This is a genomic window from Rhodococcus sp. HNM0563, assembly GCF_012726195.1.
In the GTDB taxonomy this organism is placed as follows: Bacteria; Actinomycetota; Actinomycetes; order Mycobacteriales; family Mycobacteriaceae; genus Rhodococcus.
This window is the reverse complement of record NZ_JAASAF010000002.1, coordinates 284395-302733: the sequence shown is the minus strand read 5'-3', so window position 1 is coordinate 302733 and position 18339 is coordinate 284395. Positions and strand designations below refer to the sequence as shown.

Here is an 18339-nt window from a genome sequence, read left to right as displayed (position 1 = left end):
TCTACCATAGATTTCTCGGGTGGTGGCAGGGGTCCCCGTCTGACATTTGTCATCGTGATCTTGTGACGGACGGGGATCGCGGCGCACCCCGCGACACAGCAGACTTCTGATCATGAACAACAGGGATGTCGCAGCCATCGAGCTGCACGACGTCGTCAAGAGTTTCCGGCCCCGAGGCGGCGACGAAGTACACGCCGTCGACCACCTCGACGTGACCGTGCGGCGCGGCGAAATCGTCGCGCTGCTCGGCCCGAACGGCGCGGGCAAGACCACCACTCTCGACATGGTGCTGGGCTTCACCGAACCCACCACCGGGGTGGTGTCGGTCTACGGGAAACCGCCACGGCACGCCATCGCCGCAGGCCAAGTCTCTGCGGTACTCCAGACCGGCGGGCTGCTGCGCGACCTCACCGTCCGCGAGACCGTGCAGATGATCGCCTCCACCTTCCCCGAACACCGCGACGTCGACGAAGTCCTCGAGCGGGCCGGGGTCACGAAGCTCGCAAGCCGGATGGTGTCGAAATGTTCGGGCGGTGAACAGCAACGACTGCGCTTCGCCCTCGCCCTGCTGCCCGACCCCGACCTGATCGTCCTCGACGAACCGACTGCGGGGATGGACGTCGGTGCCCGCCGCGAATTCTGGTCCACCATGCACGCCGAAGCCGACGCCGGACGCACCGTCGTCTTCGCCACCCACTACCTCGAGGAAGCCGACGCGTTCGCCGACCGCATCGTCATGATCGCCGACGGACGTGTCGTCGCAGACGGCCCGACATCCGAGATCCGCACGATCGCCGCGGGACGGGTCGTCTCGGCCGACATCGCCCACGGACGCGAAGATGCGATGTACGCCGCGCTGAAGTCGCATCCCGGCGTCGCCGACATCTCGGTGATGGGTAACCGGATCGAAATCAGGGCAACCGATTCCGACGACGTGGCCCGCATGCTCCTCGTCGACCTCGGCGCTACGAACCTCGAAATCACCGGTGGTTCACTCGAAACCGCGTTTCTCGCACTCACCGAGAAGGTGCCCGCATGACCACTACGTTCATTCGCCTCGAGTTGCGCCGCAAGTTCCGTGATTACGTGAGCGTCTTCTTCATCGCGGTCCTGCCCGCCTTCTTCTACATCATTTTCGGTGCATCGCAGTCGTATTCGTCCGAATCGGCCGGCCACGGCAACGTCGCCATGTACATCATGATCTCGATGGCCGCGTACGGCGCGGTCACCGCGACCACCGGAATAGGCGGGATGGCCGCCGTCGAACGCATGCAGGGGTGGGGACGTCAACTCGGTCTGACGCCGCTGACAGACGCCGGGTTCGTCGCGATGAAGGCCACTGTCGCGCTGGTGTTCGCCGCGATCCCCATCGCTCTGATCTTCATCCTCGGTGTGTTCACGGGAGCATCGGGGGAGTGGAGCGCCTGGATCCTGAGTTCGATCGCTGTGCTCGTCGGCGCTGCCGTGTTCTCCGTGTACGGCCTGATGTTCGGTCTCGCATTCCGATCGGAAGCGGCTGTCGGGGCCGCGAGCGGCAGCCTGGTGGTTCTCGCGTTCCTCGGCAACATCTTCGTTCCCCTCTCCGGCACGATGCTCGCCATCGCGAAGTTCACGCCGCTCTACGGCTACGTGGCGCTCGCCCGGTACCCTCTGACCGAGGGCGTCCTGATCGACAGCAACGGCAACCCGCTACCTGCCGAACCGCTGTGGGTACCGGCGCTCAACTTGTCGGTGTGGGCGGTGATCTTCGTGGTTCTCTCGACCTACCTGGTGAAACGAGGGCGGGGCCGGCAGTGACCGAAAGCGGACGAACGGACGAGGACCCGTGGGCTCGATTCGGATGGTTCATGGCCACCGTCTGGCTCCTGTTCCTGATCTACCCTCTGTCCGAGGTGCTGACCACAGGATCGACCCTCGGCAGGGCGCTCGGCAGTGCAGGCATCGCCGCATTCGCGATCGTGTACATCCACGGATTCCGTTCGCTCTATACCGAGAAGACACCCCCGGCCCGCATCGCGGCCGTCCACCTCCCGCTTCTGGTGCTGCTGATCGGCGCCGTGAGCCTGCACATCGGTACGGACGCACTGGGTATGAGTGCATTCGTCGTATCCTTCGCGATGTTCACGCTGACGTTCGTGCCCAGGATGATCGTCCTTGTCGTCGTCGCCGCTGTATGCCTGCTGGTTCCGTGGTGGAACGGGACCCTTCGTGACGACTTCTTCTATACGTTGATCGTCGTGCTGGTGGGTGGGATCACCGCCGTGATCCGCGCGGTCGGCGACCGCGACGACGAGTACAACGCACTGCGCAACGAACTCGTGATCGCCGACGAACGCGACCGCGTCGCCCGCGACGTGCACGACGTCCTCGGCCACAGTCTCACCGCGGTCACCGTCAAAGCCGAACTGGCCGAACGACTCGTCGACGCCGACCCGCAGCGCGCGAAGGCGGAGCTCGCTGCGATCCGTTCCCTCACCCGTGAAGCCCTCGGTGAAGTACGGGCCACGGTCACAGGGCTGCGGGTTGCGCGGCTCGGCGACGAACTCGACCGCGCAACCGCCGCACTCGGCGACGCCGGGATCGACGTCGAAATGCGCGGCGACGCCTCCGTCGTCGACCCCCGCTATCGCCTTGTGCTCGGCTGGGTGCTGAGGGAAGCGGTCACCAATGTGGTGCGGCACAGCAACGCGCAGCACTGCGAGATAGACCTCGACGGACATTCGTTGCGCGTCACCGACGATGGTGTGGGCACCGACGGCATTCGCGAGGGCAACGGCCTGCGGGGTCTACGCGATCGAGTCCGATCGGCGGGCGGGAAATTCACCGTCGGTGCCGGGCCCGCGGGGGTAGGCACAGAGCTGAAGGTGGAGTTCGGATGATTCGCGTGTTGTTGGCCGACGACCAGGCGCTCGTGCGTGGTGCGTTGGCGGCCCTGCTCGGACTCGAAGGCGACATCGACGTCGTCGCCGAAGTGGGCAGAGGCGACGAGGTCGTCGACGCCGCACGGTCGAGCAACGCCGAGGTGTGCCTGCTCGACATCGAAATGCCGGGGCTCGACGGGATCACGGTGGCCGGGGAACTCGCCCGCGAACTTCCCGGCGTGCGGTCGCTGATCGTCACCACCTTCGGCAGACCCGGCTACCTGCGCTCTGCCCTCGAAGCGGGTGCGTCGGGGTTCGTCGTCAAGGACACGCCCGCCGCCGAACTCGCCGAAGCGGTGAGGCGAGTTCGGCGAGGCGAACGTGTCGTGGATCCGGCGCTGGCTGCCGAGTCCATCGCCGGTGGCAACAATCCACTCACCGACCGCGAACGCGACGTGCTGCGCGCGGCACTGGACGGTGTCCCGGTCGCCGCGATCGCCTCTGTTGTGCACCTGTCGCAGGGGACGGTGCGCAACTACCTGTCGTCGGCGATCGGGAAGACGGGGACGACGACAAGGGTCGAAGCGGCACGGCGAGCCCAGCAGAACGGGTGGATCTGAGCGTGACGCCCGTGCTGGGACGACGTCGGCTATTCCGTCCGACCATCACCCCGGGGTGCTTATCCGTACCTTGCAAGCGCACGCAGCCGTACCCAATCGACCGGAGGCGATGACGGCTTGGTGCCCGGGCGCTCACGGGGCACCCGCACCCGCAACGCCCCCGGCTCGATCGTGCACCGCACCGGCGTGGTCAACAAGAGAGACTCACCGTCCACCCCCACCGAGATCTCGGGTGTGTCGGCGTCGATGATCACCTCGGACGTCTCGTGCTGGGTCAGGCCGCGCGCATGGGCTCGTCGTAGCAGGGAGACTGCCTGGCCGGCGCCGGCGACCGACACCGTCACGACGCCGAGCAGCCCCCGGTCGAGCCGGTCCCGGCGACTCATGCCCGCGAGGTCGCTTCCGCCGTAACGGTTGTTGCTCACCAGCACGGCCTGCGGGGAGCGGACGGTGACGTCGCCGATCTGCGCGACCAGATTCGGGCCGGACTGTCCGGCAAGCAGATCCGGAAGCATCTTCAGCACGGTCCGAGTCTTGTCGTCTCGGTAGGCGGGGCTACGTACCACCTCGGCGTACACACCGAACGACGCGTTGTTGACGAACGCCCGCCCGTTGATCCGCCCGAGATCGATGCGAATGTCGACGCCGTCGCGGAGCGCATCGAGGCACCGCGTGGGATCGTCGCGATCGAGCCCGAGGTCCATCGCGAAATGATTGCGTGTCCCGGCGCTGATCACCATGAACGGCACCCGAAACTCGGCGGCGACCGCAGCGACACGTGCCTGGGTACCGTCGCCGCCGGCAACGCCGAGCAGATCTGCGCCGTTCATGACTGCCCGGCGGGCGAGTTCATCGACGGCGGAAAAGTTCGTCTCGTCGAGCAGAACCACTTCGGCGCCGAGTTTCTCCGCTTTGTGCTGAAGATCGAACCGCGTGACCTTTCCACCCCCGGATCGGGGGTTCATGATGAGGAACGGGTGGCTCGGTGGTGTTGCCGGGATCTCCAACATCACCTCGTCAGAAGCCTTGCGTCGCAACGCTGCACGAGCGCAGGTCGTTGCGAGGACTGCGAGGATCAGCGACGCGATCACCACTGCGAGCAGATTCGCCCGGATGAAGAACACGAATACCGTCAGGGGTGCGAGCACCGCTACGGCCAGGGTTGCCCAGCGAAGCGCACCACGGCCGGCGAGGAACCAGTACAGGGCGGCCACGAAAACCACCGCACCGCCGACCCCGATGAGGAGAATCCCCATCGTGCTCAGCAGACCGGCGAACAGCACCGGGACGGCGACGGCGAGGAATGCGAGGGCGAAGGCAGCACGCGCCCACCAGCGCTGACCGGGTGTTCCGTTCTCGATGATCAGAGTTTCGGGCATGCCGGCCCACCTCTCGCACGCTGGCCCACGGTAGCTATCCGAGTATCGTGTTACGTCGGAATTGTGCCGTTATGCCGTCGAACCGTCCACAAAGGCGCACACTTGATTCCGTCCAATACATATTCGAGACGGGAACAGTCATGGCCGGAGAGCTGGATACCAAGCAGGCTGTCGCCAAGGGAACTGCCATGGGCGCAGCAATTCTTCTTGTCACCGTCGGTGTTCTGCAGATATTCCAGGGCATCGCGGCCATCGCCAAGGACGAAGTGTTCGTCACCGGCATCGAGTACATCTACAAGTTCGACTTCACCACGTGGGGATGGATCCACCTGATCCTCGGCATCCTCGTCACGCTGACGGGTCTGGTTCTGTTCACGGGCGCTCTCTGGGCGCGGTTCGCGGCGATCTGCATCCTCTGCTTGTCGATCGTCGCCAACTTCCTGTGGCTGCCCTACTACCCATGGTGGTCGATCCTGATCATCGCACTCGATGTCGTCGTCATCTGGGCAATCGTGACATGGAACCCTGACCGGGTTGATTCCGGCCAGGTCTGATCGGGCGAGTGCCGATGTCCGCTTCCGGTGTGGTCGCGCACCTGTCCCGTGAAGAGCGAGCACAGCGCGGTCGTGCTGCTCGGAAGGTGACTCCGTTGGAGTCGCTCGCCGAAGTCGACACGGATTCCGCACGCGACCCGATCGGTTTGCTCGAGCAGCAGGCGATGTCACGAGTCCGGGAGCTCGTGCCGGTGCGGTACGGGCGGATGTCGGCGTCGCCCTTCCCGTTCTATCGGGGTGCGGCCCTCGTGATGGCCGACGACTTGTCACGCACCCCGAATTCGGGTCTGCACACGCAACTGTGCGGGGATGCGCATCTGAGCAATTTCGGGATCTTCGCGACTCCGGAACGCAAGCTGGCGTTCGACGTCAACGATTTCGACGAAACCTACCCCGGCCCGTTCGAATGGGATGTCAAGAGGTTGGTGGCGAGCCTGGCCGTCGCGGGTCTCGAGAACGGGTACCGCCGTAAGCACATCAAACGGATCACGCGGGCGTGCGCCGCCGAGTATCGGGAGACGATGCTCGTCCAGGCGGGGCGCGGCAATCTCGCGGTGTGGTACTCGCACATCGAGCCGACGACCGATCTCGTCGAGCTGCGGGACGTACTCGACACGACGATGAAGAAACGCACCCGCAAGATGCTCGAGAAGTCCAAGACCCGCGACAGCGTCCAGGCGTTGAGCAAACTCACCGAGGTCGTGAACGGAGAGCGGAAGATCATCCACAATCCGCCGCTGATCGTTCCGCTGGAAGAAGCGCTCGCCGTGGGTGACACCGCGGCGCTGTACGAAGAGTTGCATCAGCGCATGCACGCGTACCGGTCGACGTTGCAGTGGGACCGTCGCGTTCTGCTCGAACAATTCGAGTTCGTGCAGGCGGCCCGCAAGGTCGTCGGTGTCGGTAGCGTCGGTACCCGGGCGTTCATCTTCCTGCTGGTCGGCGCCGACGACGGAGACCCGCTGTTCCTGCAGGCGAAAGAAGCGCAGAAGTCGGTGCTGTCCGGATACGTCGACGGCCCGATGTTCCAGAACGAAGGCGAACGGGTCGTCAACGGCCAGCGGCTGATGCAGGCGACCAGCGACATCTTCCTCGGCTGGGAACAGGGGCCCGGCGTCGACGGTGTACGACGCGACTTCTACCTACGGCAGTTGCGCGACGGCAAGGGGTCGGCCGCGGTCGAGGTCATGTCGCCGGAAGGTCTGGCTCTGTACGGACGGCTGTGCGGACGGACCCTGGCCTACGCGCACGCCCGCAGTGGCGACCGCATCGCCATCGCCGAATACCTCGGATCAGGAACCGAATTCGACGAGTCGATGATGGCATTCGCGAAAACGTACGCGGCGCGCAACCTCGAGGATCATGCGCTGCTGGTCGACGCGATCGGTCAGGGAAGGATCACCGCCCGACCCGGCCTCTGAGACGAGTGATCGCGCAGAGCCGGTCCCTACGGCTTCGCGTCGGTGCTTTCGGTCGTAGGCTGCTCGGCCGGACGCTCTTCGTCCGCACGAACCGGACGGGCGAAGCACAGGGAAGCAACGAACCCGATGGCCAGCACCGCCGCAGGCAGCAGTGTCGACTCGGCCATCGCCGAGCTGAAACCGTCGCGGACGAATTCGGGGATCTCGCCGGACATGCCCTCCATGCCGCCGCCCCCACCGGACAGCCCGTTGGCAGATAGGCGCGCGGTGATGAGGGCGCCGATGGCTGCACTGCCGAGGACAGCCCCGACCTGCCGGGTCGTGTTGTAGATGCCTGAGCCCGCGCCGGCCTGGTGCGGCGGCAGGTTGCGTGTCGCGGTCGCGGCGAGCGGCGACCAGATGAAGGCGTTGGCGATGCCCATCAACGAGATCGGCAGCAGTAATTCCCAGATCGCGACGTGCGGGGTCATCACCAGTGCCAGCCATGCCAGCGAAATTGCGAGCATCAGGAACCCGGGTGCCGCGATGTAGCGCGGATGCGTGCGGTCCACCAACTTGCCGACGAACGGGGCGAGCACACCGGACAGCACAGCCATCGGCACCATCAGCAGAGCGGATCCGGTCGGGGACAGTTCGCGCACACTCTGCGCATAGAACATCAGGGGCAGCATCATCGAGGTGATCGAGAAGCCCATCGACGTGATCGCGATGTTGGCCATCGAGAAGTTGCGGTCGCGGAAGAGGACCAAGGGGAGCAGGGGTTCGTCCTTGTTGCGCGACTGGTTCCAGACGAACAGCGCGAGCAGGACGAGTCCGGACCCGATCATCAGCCAGATCCGCAGCGACCAGTCGTAGGTGTTGCCCTCCTGCAGACCGAACACGAGAAGGAACATGCCCGCAGCGCTCAGCACGACACCCGGAATGTCGAATTTGTGCGGGTGTGTCTCGAGTGCGGGGACGTACCGCATCGCGGCGAGGAAGGCGATGACGCCGACCGGCACGTTGACGATGAAGATCCATTCCCAGCCGAGACCGTCGACGAGGATGCCGCCTGCCAGTGGGCCGACCAGTGTTGCGACGCCTGCGGTCGCGCCCCACAGGCCCATCGCCGTGCCGCGCTTGTCGGGCGGGAAGGTGCGGGTGATGACGGCCATCGTCTGCGGGGTCATCATGGCGGCGCCGAAACCTTGGAACACCCGCGCGATGATCAGCATTTCGATACTGCCGGACAGGCCACACCACAGAGACGCCACCGTGAACAGTGCAAGGCCTGTCAGATACAGCCTCTTCGGGCCGTAACGGTCGCCGAGGCGCCCGGTGATCAACAGGGGCACTGCGTACGCCAGGAGGTAGGCGCTGGTGACCCAGACGACGCTGTTGATGTCGGCGGAGAAGGCTTCGAGGATTGCCGGATTCGCCACCGCAACGATGGTGGTGTCGACGAGGATCATGAAGAAGCCCAGGCACAGCGCCCACAGCGCAGGCCAGGGCCTGGCGTAGGTGTGCTGCTGGCTCGTATCGGTCACGCGCTGTTCCTCACCGTTCGTTTCGTCTCGGCGACCGGCGAGCAAGGTAATCGTCCGGAACGATCAACGGCACCCGGCCACGGAAGCTCAGACGCATCAACGTACACCCACCATCGGACAACGTACGGACGCTCGCACACGAGGGTTCCGCATTCAGGAACGAGGGTTCGGCATGGGCGACGATTCGCTCACACCCGAGGGGGGCTCGCCTCGCGCGGAGCGCCGCTGGACTGCATCGGCGTTCGTCCTGGCTGCGATGGCCGTGCCGTTCCTGTTGCCCGCGCGCTATTCGCCGGGCACCGACTGGTTCCTGCCTGCGATCGAAGGTTTTGTGCTCCTCGCGCTGATTGTCGTCGATCCGGGCCGGATCGACCGGCCCGGACGATGGGTGCGGGCGTTGTCGATTGCGCTCGTGGTGGTGATTGCCGCAGGCGCGGCGTGGGGTGCGGGGCGACTCGTATGGGATCTGCTCCACGGCGCCCCGCAGACAACGGTGCCGAACGAGTTGCTTGTGGCGGGAGCATTGGTGTGGCTGCAGACCGTGCTCGCGTTCGCCTTTCTGTACTGGGAACTCGACGGCGGTGGACCCGTGACCCGCCATCTTCGGCCACCGGCCCATCCCGATCTGGCGTTTCCCCAGCAGGTTGATCTGCGCCTCGCGGCGCCCGGATGGCGGCCGATCTTCGTCGACTACCTGTACTTGGCCCTGACCAACGCGACCGCGTTCAGTCCGACCGACGTCATGCCGCTGGCACGGTGGGCGAAGCTCACGATGGCGGTGCAGTCGCTTCTGTCGATTGTCATCCTCAGTCTCGTGGTGGCAAATGCAGTGAACCTGCTCGATTGAGACTCGGCCGAGCTGCCACGTCCGCGCGGCGCAAATCGGATGTTTCGGGCGGACCGGGGCGGTGCTGTGGCATACCACAAAATCAGGCCGCGATCAGGGTGACGAACCCTGGGTCGAGGGGGATGATATTCACATGAGCGCCACCGCGGAGGATCAGGGTATATCCCGAGTGATCCAGCAGTTGAGCAGCCGTTTCCCCCAAGTTCCCGTCGCAGATATCGAGACGCTGGTCGCCGACCTCAGGGCCGAATTCGATGGTCGCAAGATCAGAGAGTTCGTGCCGTTGTTCGTCGAACGTCGAGCACGTGTCCTCCTGTCGGGGATGCCGGCGCCCGGCTGAGTTCGCCCGGGCGGGGATGTACACCGGCCGTTCGCGCGATGCTTCTCGCGGTTTGCCCGTCGCTCACATCCGTTGCGTAACAAGTCAGGTATGCGCTGCGCAGTGTTCGGAACAGGGTACTTGGGAGCGACGCACGCGGCCTGCATGGCCGAGCTCGGGCACGACGTGCTCGGAGTCGACATCGACGCCGGCAAGATCGCGAAGCTCGAAGCAGGTGAGGTGCCGTTCTACGAGCCGGGCCTGGCCGAGTTGCTCCGCCGCAATCTCGAGGCCGGTCGACTGGCCTTCACCACCTCGTACGAGGACGCGGCAGCGTTCGCCGAGGTCCACTTCATCTGTGTCGGGACGCCGCAGAAGCAGGGGGAGTACGCGGCGGATCTGTCACACGTCAACGCCGTCGTCGACGCACTGAGCCCGCTCCTCACCGAGCCTGCGTTGATCGTCGGCAAATCGACGGTGCCGGTCGGGACGGCAGTCGACCTCGCAGCACGGGTGCGCGCTGCGGCACCGGCCGACATCGAACTCGTATGGAATCCCGAGTTCCTCCGCGAAGGGTTCGCGGTGCAGGACACCCTGTCGCCGGATCGTCTCGTGTGCGGAGTGGAGCGCAAGGGCACAGGGCGCGGCGAAGCGATTCTGCGCGACGTGTACGCGACGCTGATCGACCGCGGCGTGCCCTTCCTCGTCACCGACCTCGGCACTGCGGAACTCGCGAAATCGTCGGCGAATGCCTTTCTCGCCACGAAGATCTCGTTCATCAACGCAATCGCCGAGGTCTGCGAGGTCGCAGGGGCCGACGCCGTCGAACTCGCCGACATCCTCGGACACGACGAACGGATCGGCCGGCGCTTCCTGGGCAGCGGGCTGGGATTCGGTGGCGGATGCCTGCCGAAGGACATCCGTGCCTTGATGGCCCGCGCCGGTGAACTGGGCGCCAATCAGGCGCTGCATTTCCTGCGCGAGGTCGACAGCATCAACATGCGTCGACGGACACGGATGGTGGAACTGACGAGACGAGCGTGTGGCGGCTCGGTCCTCGGCGCACGAATCGCGGTTCTCGGAGCAGCCTTCAAACCGGGCTCCGACGACGTCCGCGACTCTCCGGCGCTCAACGTCGCCGGTCAACTGCAGCTCGAGGGCGCTGCGGTGACGGTGTTCGATCCGCAGGCAATGGACAACGCCCGACGGGTGTTTCCGACCCTCGGTTACGCGACGAGCGCCATCGAGGCATGCACTCGGGCGGACGCGGTGCTCGTGCTCACCGAGTGGCCCGAGTTCCGTGACCTCGACGCGACGGCGATCGCGTCGGTCGTCAACACCAAGTCGGTGCTCGACGGTCGGGCGTGCCTCGACCGAGAAATGTGGGAAAGCGCCGGATGGGCCTATTCGAGGCTGGGCGTCGCAGTTTGATGGTTACTTCACGTATTTGATAGTTACTTCACGTAACTGTCACGCGAGGTTCGGCGTGGCGAACCCGGAGCGATGCCGACCCGAGTGATATGGAAAAACCTATTGGGTACCATCGTCCGGGTGCGAGGTGCCGGGGGTGGCTGACAGCCGGCGCGACAAACGACTGTCGAAGGCGGCTGATGAGTTCGGTTCTCGGGGTAACCGTGGGGGAAAGCGCCGTCCGGATTGTGCGTCCTATCGACCGGACTGCACCGTCGGCGGGATTCCAATTCCAAGTGGTGGAGGCGGGCAAGGACGAGCCCACTCGGCTCGCTGCCCGCACACTCGGGGTGCTGAGCCAGACCGGTATCGCCGGGGAGCCGATCGATGCGTTGGGCATCGTCTACCGTGACGAGGCTCAGGCCGAGCGTATTCGCGCGGCGCTTGCCGTCGAGCACCTGAGCAATTTCACGCTCGTCTCCGAACCGGAAGCAGCGCTCGCGTACCTGCAGGCGACCGGTGAGCTGGGCAGCGACACCGCCGTGTTCTACGACCTCGGCGACTCCGGTCTCACCGTCACCATCGTCGATCTCGGCCTCCGTGAGGTTCTTGCCGAACGCACCGACACCATCGGGGGCCGCATCTTCGATCAGGTGATCCGCGAGCACCAGCTCGATACCAACGGTGTGTGGCGGCCTGACGACCCGGCGACCGACGACGAACTGTCGGCGCAATGCCGGGAGGCAAAGGAGAAGTTGTCGGCGACCGACAGTGTCGCCGTGCCCGGTGCAGCCGGTGTCGTGCTGATGTCGCGCGACACGTTCGACCCGCTCATCGCTCAGTGTGTGGAGTCGTCGGCGCAGTTCGTGCACCATGTCATCGCCCGTTCGGGCCGCAATCCCGACGCGGTCGTCCTGCTGGGCGGGGGCGCTCACATCCCGCTCGTGCAAGAAGTCCTGCGCTCGTGGATCGGGCTTCCGCTGGTCGTGCCCCACGAGCCCGAACTCGTGCTCGCCAAGGGCGGTGCGATTCTCGCCGGCAAACCGTCGGCCCCGCAGTCGGTGAGCTCCCTGACCCGCATCGTTCCGCCCGCGGCGGACATGTCGGCGGTCACCGAGCAGATCCCGGTGGTCACCGCGCCGGTGCAACCTTCCGCTCAGCCGGAACCTGCCGCCACGGTGAAGAAGTCGTGGATCGGCGCGCTGAGCCACCGAGGACCCGAGGTGAGTGGCAAGCAGATCTCCGGCGCCGGTCTCGCCGGAACCGCGCTGGCCGTGGTCGCGGTGATCGGCGTGAGCCTCGGTGCAGGTAACGGCCTGTTCTCCGGATCATCCGACGACGACGGAGCCAGCCCCACCGAGACGTTCGTGACGCCCACGACGTCGCGCAGCGTCCCGCGTCCGCAGCCTGCCGTCGCACCGGCCACCGTCACCACCACACCTCCCGTCACCACGACGGTGACGCAGAGCGAACACCGCCCGGTTCCCCCGTCGCCGGAGCCCTCGCCGCCACCGCCGCCGCAGCTGATCCCGGGAGTTCAGCTTCCCGTCATCGAGCTGCCGACGATCGAGCTACCGCCGCTCCCGCAGATCCAGCTTCCGGGGCTCTGAGCGAGCTTCCTCCGTTTGCTCGGGTTTCCTCGGGTCGTGAGGGAAGGGGAAGCCGGGTTGGTGGGGGAAGGATTATCCACAGGCGCCGGAGTTATCCACAATGTCGCCTTTGCTCGGTTTTTGGGGCTCGTTTTGGGGCAGGCTCACTGCATGCCGGATCCCACAACGCTCACCCGCGCCCTCCTTCGTTCACGCGGCGTCTCCGACGACCGCATCACCTAAGCGATTCGGAACGGAAGTCTCGCACCGATAGCGCGCGGACTGTATCTCCGTCGGATCGACTACGACGCGCTCGACGCCTTCGGCCACCATCGCGTCCGCGCCAGGCATGAAGGGTCCCGACTCCAGCCCGGTCACGCGCTCAGTCATGTCTCCGCGGCCCTCGTCCACGGATTCGGCGTGTGGGATGTCGACCTGAGCCGGATACACGTTTCGGGGAGCAAGGGGCGGATTACCGAAAGCACGTATCGGCACCAGACCCGATTCTCCGACGGGGACCTCGTCGACATCGGTGTTCCTGTCACCTCGACGGAGCGGACCATCGTCGACCTCGCCCGGTCACTGCCTTTCGAGCAGGCAGTGGTTGCGGGAGACTCCGCGCTGAGGCTCGATCCTTCCGCCCGAGATCGGCTTCCCGACGCCGTGCTCTCCGCATCGTGGGGCCATGGCGCGGCGGCTGCCCGCGCGGTCGTCTCGTTCCTCGACGGGCGCAGCGAAAGTGTCGGTGAGTCCCGGTCGCGGGTACGCATCGCCGAGTGCGGCCTACCGACGCCGATCCTGCAGCAGGCCGTCCGGGCTCGCGATGGACGCACCTACCGTCTCGACTTCTTCTGGAAGGACAGCGGAGTCATCGGTGAGTTCGATGGTCTCGGCAAATACGACGACCGTCGCGACCTGGTGGCGGAGAAGCGACGCGAAGACGCTCTACGCGAGCTCGGATTCCAGGTCGTCCGCTGGACATGGCGCGACCTGGACCGATTCGACGCCGTCGCCGCCTGCATCACACGCGCGGGCAAGAGCCGAAAGCATGCGTGACGCAAATCTTCCCCCAACAATCCGGTTTCCCGTTCCCTCACGACCCGAGGAAACCCGAGCGACCGGAGGAAGATTTGTCACCGTGAGTGACGGCCGGCGGGTGCGGCCGGGGCGCCGGTGCGAGCGAGCACCGCGGCGATGCCGGTGGTGAGCGGCACCGACAGCGTCAGCGCGATACCACCGACACACGCGCGAACCACCTCGATGGCGACGGCGTCGCCGGTGACCACATCCGACACCGACCGGCCCGCGACGGAGAACAGGAGCAGAAGCGGCAGTGCGCCACCTGCGTAGGCGAGGACGAGGGTGTAGACGGTGCTGGCGATGTGATCGCGACCCACGCGCATCGCCGAGACGAAGATCTCACGGCGAGAGGCCCGCGGGTCGAGGCCGGCAAGCTCGAACGCCGACGACGCCTGGGTGATCGTCACGTCGTTGAGTACACCGAGCGAACCGATGATGAAACCGGCGAGCAGCAGCCCTGTGATCGACACCTGCTCGATATAGAGCTGTACGTCGGTGTTCTGTTCTTCCGACAGACCCGTCAGGTGCGTCATCTCGATCGCGACATACGACAACACCGCAGCCAGGGCCATCGACGCGAGGGTGCCGAGGAGTGCGGAGCTCGTCCGCAGATTGACGCCGTGTGCGAGATACAGCACCGCGTAGAGGATCAGCGAACCACCCACCAGCGCGACCGGGACGGCAGGCTGCCCGTCGAGCAACGCCGGGAGCATGAACATCACGAGGACGCCGAATGCGACACCGAGCCCGATCAGGGCGCGCAGACCGCGCCACCGGGCGACCACGATGACGACGATCGCGAACGCCGCGACGATCAGCGTGAGCGGCAATCCGCGGGCGAAGTCGTAGAACGAGTACACCGTTGCGCCGCTCGGATCGGTCTGGCGCACCAGGCGGATCGAATCGCCGCTGTGCAATTCGGGTTGGCCGGGGCCCGGAATGACTTCGAGCAGAGTGCGGGTACCGGCGTTGGGGCCCGACTCGATGTCGATGACACTGCGCTCGCATTCGAACGACTCGGTCGGCGGCGGCGTGGGCTCACCCGTGAACACCCGGCCCATCGACGCGCTTCCGCACCACCCGCTGCTCTGCTCGACGACCGTTCCGGCCTCGGTGACGACGGCGCCGCCGTCGGAGGTCTGGAACGGCGCGGGAATGTCGACGGATTGCTCGCTCGGCCAGAGCATCGCCGTGCCGACGAGCACCACCGCGCCGATCGCGACCAGGAGGCCGACGACGATCCTTGCGGCGAGGGGAGCGAGTGGAGCGGGTCCGTCGAAGTGGCCGTGTCCGTGCCCGTGTCCATGACTCACCGCAACAGGCTAGCCATAGCCGGAAAGAAGATCCGTGTCGGGGGAGAAAGGGCTGGTGGTGGCGGGGAGCAGGGGGTGTCCCCGCCACCTTCACCTGGCTTCGCACAGGGGGGGATGGCGTGAGCCAGGGAGCCCGGCACTCGAGGTGCCGATGACCAAGGTACTTGTAGTTTCACCAATCGGGGAAGCTGTTTACCGTGTGGGTCTGGTCACCCTGGGCAATTCGCTGGCGTCGATTCGGGTAGACCTCCTGCGACCTGGTATTTTCCGAGCCAGGACTGCCCAGATATCCGTTTGGCAACGATTCCTACTGCTTGTAGCTGGAGAGGAAGTTGCCGAATCGCTCGATCGCCACCGCAAGGTCGCGTGCCCACGGCAACGTCACGACGCGCAGGTGATCGTGGTTCGGCCAGTTGAAGCCCGTGCCCTGCACCATGAGGATCTTTTCCTGCAACAGCAGATCCTGGACGAGTTTCTCGTCATCGTGGATTTCGTACACCTCGGGATCGAGCCTCGGGAACGCGTACAGCGCGCCGCGCGGCTTGACGCAGCTGACGCCGGGGATCGCGTTGAGACGTTCCCACGCGACGTCGCGCTGCTCGAGGAGGCGCCCGCCGGGAAGCACCAGATCGTCGATGCTCTGGTAGCCACCGAGCGCCACCTGGATCGCGTGCTGTGCCGGGACGTTGGGGCACAGGCGAGTGGAGGCGAGCAGATCGATGCCTTCGAGGAACCCGGACGCGTGCTCCTTGGGACCGGTGATAACCATCCAGCCCGACCGGTACCCGGCTACCCGGTAGGCCTTCGACAGGCCGTTGAACGTCAAGCACAGCAGATCGGGAGCCAGCGTCGCCAGCGAGATGTGCTTGGCGTCGTCGTAGAGGATCTTGTCGTAGATCTCGTCGGCGAGCAGCAGCAGCTGATGTTTGCGGGCGAGTGCGACCAGCCGGGTGAGGACCTCCGCCGAGTACACCGCGCCGGTGGGGTTGTTCGGATTGATGACGAGCAGCGCCTTGGTCTTCTCGGTGATCTTCGACTCGATGTCGTCGATGTCCGGGTTCCAGTCGTTCGTCTCGTCGCACAGGTAGTGGACGGGGGTGCCGCCTGCGAGCGACGTCATCGCCGTCCACAGGGGGTAGTCCGGCGCGGGGATGAGGACTTCGTCGCCGTCGTCGAGCAGCGCCTGCATCGTCATGGTGATGAGCTCGGACACGCCGTTGCCCAGGTAGACGTCGTTGATGTCGAACTTGGGGAAGCCCGGCACCAGCTCGTAGCGGGTGACGATCGCGCGGCGCGCGGAGGCGATACCGCGTGATTCGGAGTAGCCCTGCGCGTGGGGGAGCGACGCGATCATGTCCTGCACGATCGTGTCGGGGGCTTCGAATCCGAACGGAGCGGGGTTGCCGATGTTCAGCTTGAGGATGCGGTGACCTTCGGCTTCGAGCCGCGAGGCATGGGCGTGTACCGGCCCACGGATCTCGTACAGCACGTTCTGGAGCTTGGACGACTGTTCGAGTGTGCGTGTCATCCGATGATGAAGTTGGCCCTGATCCTCGTTGTTCACGGGGACCATCGTGCCACTGCCCAGCAAACGATTTTCACCCGGTTTTCCACGACACGCGAAATTTGTCGAAACTCGGGGGCGACGTTTGTCCGTATCAGTGCAATGATTGGTGCTCCATGCAAGATCTGCTTCGTCGGGGAGATGAAGCGGGACGATTTAGGAGTACTCGGAATGGCGCAGGGAACAGTCAAGTGGTTCAACGCAGAGAAGGGGTTCGGCTTCATCGAGCAGGACGGTGGCGGAGCTGACGTCTTCGTGCACTACTCCGAGATCTCGGGTTCGGGCTTCAAGAGCCTCGACGAGGGTGCACGCGTCGAGTTCGAGATCGGACAGGGGCAGAAGGGGCCGCAGGCTCAGGGCGTCCGCGTCATCTGACTCGACCCACAGTTTCTGTCGGCGGCGTTGCATCGTGAGATGCGGCGCCGTCGTCGTGTAGGTCGTGGTCAGTGGTGGCCCCTGTGCGTTGGGGCACAAACCTGCAGGGGATTGCTGCAGATGGGGTGAGTTTCGGTAACATCTACCCGCGTCGGGGGTCACAGAGATCAGCTTATTTCTGTGGGCAAGCAGGGATCGTGCTCGGGGGATTCTCCCGGGTGGCTTGGAGCGGGTTGATCGTGTCAGTGACAAGGGGAGGAAGCTCTGCTGCGCACAGCCAGCAGCGGCGCAGCAACCAGCGGCAATGGCGTGACCCCAAGCGATATCTGTGGCTGTACGGCCTGGCCATCCCGCTGAGTCCTTTTCTCGCGTGGCTCTTGGTCCACTATCTGCATCTCGGAGTTTTCTGGGCGACCGGCGCCATCATGATCGCCGTCATCTGCCCGCTCGTGGACCGTTTCACGAGACTTGACACCAGTAATCCGCCGGAAGAGGTCATGAAGGATCTCGAGAACGACAGGTATTACCGGCGTTGCACCTATGTGTATCTGCCACTGCAGTACGCGGGACTGGTCTTCGGCTGCTGGTTGTGGGTGTCACAACCGATGGGCTGGGCCGAACGGTTCGCCTTGGCCGCGACACTCGGCATCGTCGGTGGCGTCGGAATCAACGCGGCGCACGAGATGGGCCACAAGCGAACGAAGATCGAACGACGACTCGCGAAGATTGCCCTCGCCCAGTCGTTCTACGGCCATTTCTACGTCGAGCACAATTTCGGTCATCACATCCGTGTCGCGACTCCGGAAGATCCCGCGACCGCACGCTTCGGTGAGAGCTACTGGAAGTTCCTTCCGCGGTCCGTGATGGGAAGCTTGACGTCGGCGTGGAAATACGAGCGCGCGCGACTGGCCCGGCGCGGTGTGTCGACGTGGAATCCGAAAAACAACAACGTCCTGAACGCGTGGCTGCTGAGCGCGGCGCTCTACGCCGCCCTCATTGCCGCGTTCGGCTGGCAGATCGCGCCGTGGCTCGTCGTGCAGGCCGTGATGGCGATCATGTTCCTCGAGGGTGCCAACTATCTGGAGCATTACGGGCTGCTGCGCCGCAAGCGGGACGACGGCAAGTATGTGCGGGTGGCACCTGAACACAGCTGGAACAGCAACCACATGTGTTCCAACCTGTTCTTGTACAACCTTCAGCGACACAGTGACCACCACGCCAACCCGATGCGTCGCTACCAGACATTGCGGTCCATGGAGGATGCGCCGCAGCTTCCCGCGGGATACGCCGTCCTGATCATCTTGTCGTTGTTCCCGCCGCTGTGGCGTCGCGTCATCGATCCGAAGCTTCTCGAGCACTACGACTACGATCTGAGTCGTATCAACATGGATCCGGTCAAAGTGGATGCACTGCTTGCGCGGTACGGACAGCCCGGTAATCCTGTAACAGGAAGATGAGTTTGCGATAACGATCGGATCGCG

The 18339-nt window shown here is 65.1% G+C and carries 17 protein-coding genes; 13 read left to right on the top strand and 4 right to left on the bottom strand.

Going from position 1 to position 18339, the window contains the following annotated elements; all coding sequences use genetic code 11:
* The first annotated feature begins 112 nt into the window (after nt 1-112).
* From HCA61_RS05165 to HCA61_RS05150, 4 genes are read left to right on the top strand one after another with little or no spacing between them, the layout of a single operon-like run.
* Nucleotides 113-1039 (top strand): ABC transporter ATP-binding protein, encoded by a 927-nt coding sequence (locus HCA61_RS05165; protein ID WP_169687101.1) that lies wholly within the window; start codon nt 113-115, stop codon nt 1037-1039.
* A complete protein-coding gene (locus HCA61_RS05160; protein ID WP_169687100.1) occupies nt 1036-1797 on the top strand; it encodes an ABC transporter permease in 762 nt (253 codons plus the stop codon). Before HCA61_RS05165 ends, HCA61_RS05160 begins: the two co-directional genes overlap by 4 nt.
* Nucleotides 1798-1847: 50 nt before the next feature.
* On the top strand, nt 1848-2879 hold the full coding sequence (locus tag HCA61_RS05155) for a sensor histidine kinase (protein WP_169687099.1): 1032 nt from the start codon (nt 1848-1850) through the stop codon (nt 2877-2879).
* Nucleotides 2876-3481, top strand: a complete 606-nt coding sequence (locus tag HCA61_RS05150; protein WP_169687098.1) for a response regulator transcription factor — start codon at nt 2876-2878, stop codon at nt 3479-3481. Before HCA61_RS05155 ends, HCA61_RS05150 begins: the two co-directional genes overlap by 4 nt.
* Nucleotides 3482-3540: 59 nt before the next feature.
* On the opposite strand, the gene HCA61_RS05145 is transcribed toward HCA61_RS05150, so the two are convergent.
* Nucleotides 3541-4860 (bottom strand): diacylglycerol kinase family protein, encoded by a 1320-nt coding sequence (locus HCA61_RS05145; protein ID WP_169687097.1) that lies wholly within the window; start codon nt 4858-4860, stop codon nt 3541-3543.
* 140 nt (nt 4861-5000) lie between these two features.
* Between HCA61_RS05145 and HCA61_RS05140 the strand changes: the two genes are divergently transcribed.
* Nucleotides 5001-5414: a hypothetical protein gene (locus HCA61_RS05140; protein WP_169687096.1), complete on the top strand. Its 414-nt coding sequence runs from the start codon at nt 5001-5003 to the stop codon at nt 5412-5414.
* Between the two features lie 14 nt (nt 5415-5428).
* Nucleotides 5429-6835, top strand: coding sequence for a DUF2252 domain-containing protein (locus tag HCA61_RS05135; RefSeq protein ID WP_169687095.1), 1407 nt, complete (start codon nt 5429-5431; stop codon nt 6833-6835).
* A 26-nt stretch (nt 6836-6861) separates the two neighbouring features.
* On the opposite strand, the gene HCA61_RS05130 is transcribed toward HCA61_RS05135, so the two are convergent.
* The gene (locus tag HCA61_RS05130; RefSeq protein ID WP_308198770.1) at nt 6862-8361 is read right to left on the bottom strand and encodes an MFS transporter; all 1500 of its coding nucleotides are present in this window, start codon (nt 8359-8361) and stop codon (nt 6862-6864) included.
* 172 nt (nt 8362-8533) lie between these two features.
* On the opposite strand from HCA61_RS05130, the gene HCA61_RS05125 reads away from it, so the two are divergent.
* From HCA61_RS05125 to HCA61_RS05105, 5 genes are all read left to right on the top strand, one after another.
* Nucleotides 8534-9208: a hypothetical protein gene (locus HCA61_RS05125; protein WP_169687094.1), complete on the top strand. Its 675-nt coding sequence runs from the start codon at nt 8534-8536 to the stop codon at nt 9206-9208.
* Between the two features lie 133 nt (nt 9209-9341).
* Complete coding sequence (locus HCA61_RS05120) at nt 9342-9548, top strand: hypothetical protein (protein ID WP_169687093.1); 207 nt, start codon at nt 9342-9344, stop codon at nt 9546-9548.
* Nucleotides 9549-9638: 90 nt separating this feature from the next.
* Nucleotides 9639-10958 carry a UDP-glucose/GDP-mannose dehydrogenase family protein gene (locus tag HCA61_RS05115; protein ID WP_169687092.1) on the top strand — a complete coding sequence of 440 codons (1320 nt, stop codon included), beginning with the start codon at nt 9639-9641 and terminating at the stop codon, nt 10956-10958.
* 179 nt (nt 10959-11137) lie between these two features.
* On the top strand, nt 11138-12547 hold the full coding sequence (locus HCA61_RS05110; RefSeq protein WP_169687091.1) for an Hsp70 family protein: 1410 nt from the start codon (nt 11138-11140) through the stop codon (nt 12545-12547).
* Nucleotides 12548-12946: 399 nt separating this feature from the next.
* Nucleotides 12947-13582: an endonuclease domain-containing protein gene (locus HCA61_RS05105; protein WP_240958955.1), complete on the top strand. Its 636-nt coding sequence runs from the start codon at nt 12947-12949 to the stop codon at nt 13580-13582.
* 77 nt (nt 13583-13659) lie between these two features.
* On the opposite strand, the gene HCA61_RS05100 is transcribed toward HCA61_RS05105, so the two are convergent.
* Nucleotides 13660-14919, bottom strand: coding sequence for a YibE/F family protein (locus HCA61_RS05100; RefSeq protein WP_169687090.1), 1260 nt, complete (start codon nt 14917-14919; stop codon nt 13660-13662).
* Nucleotides 14920-15226: 307 nt separating this feature from the next.
* On the bottom strand, nt 15227-16492 hold the full coding sequence (locus tag HCA61_RS05095) for a pyridoxal phosphate-dependent aminotransferase (protein WP_169687089.1): 1266 nt from the start codon (nt 16490-16492) through the stop codon (nt 15227-15229).
* A gap of 162 nt (nt 16493-16654) precedes the next feature.
* Here HCA61_RS05095 and HCA61_RS05090 point away from each other — a divergent pair, with 162 nt between their 5' ends.
* Nucleotides 16655-16858, top strand: coding sequence for a cold-shock protein (locus HCA61_RS05090; protein WP_054807297.1), 204 nt, complete (start codon nt 16655-16657; stop codon nt 16856-16858).
* 245 nt (nt 16859-17103) lie between these two features.
* Entirely contained in the window at nt 17104-18315 is a 1212-nt protein-coding gene (locus HCA61_RS05085; RefSeq protein WP_169687447.1) for an alkane 1-monooxygenase, read from the top strand.
* Nucleotides 18316-18339: the final 24 nt, after the last annotated feature.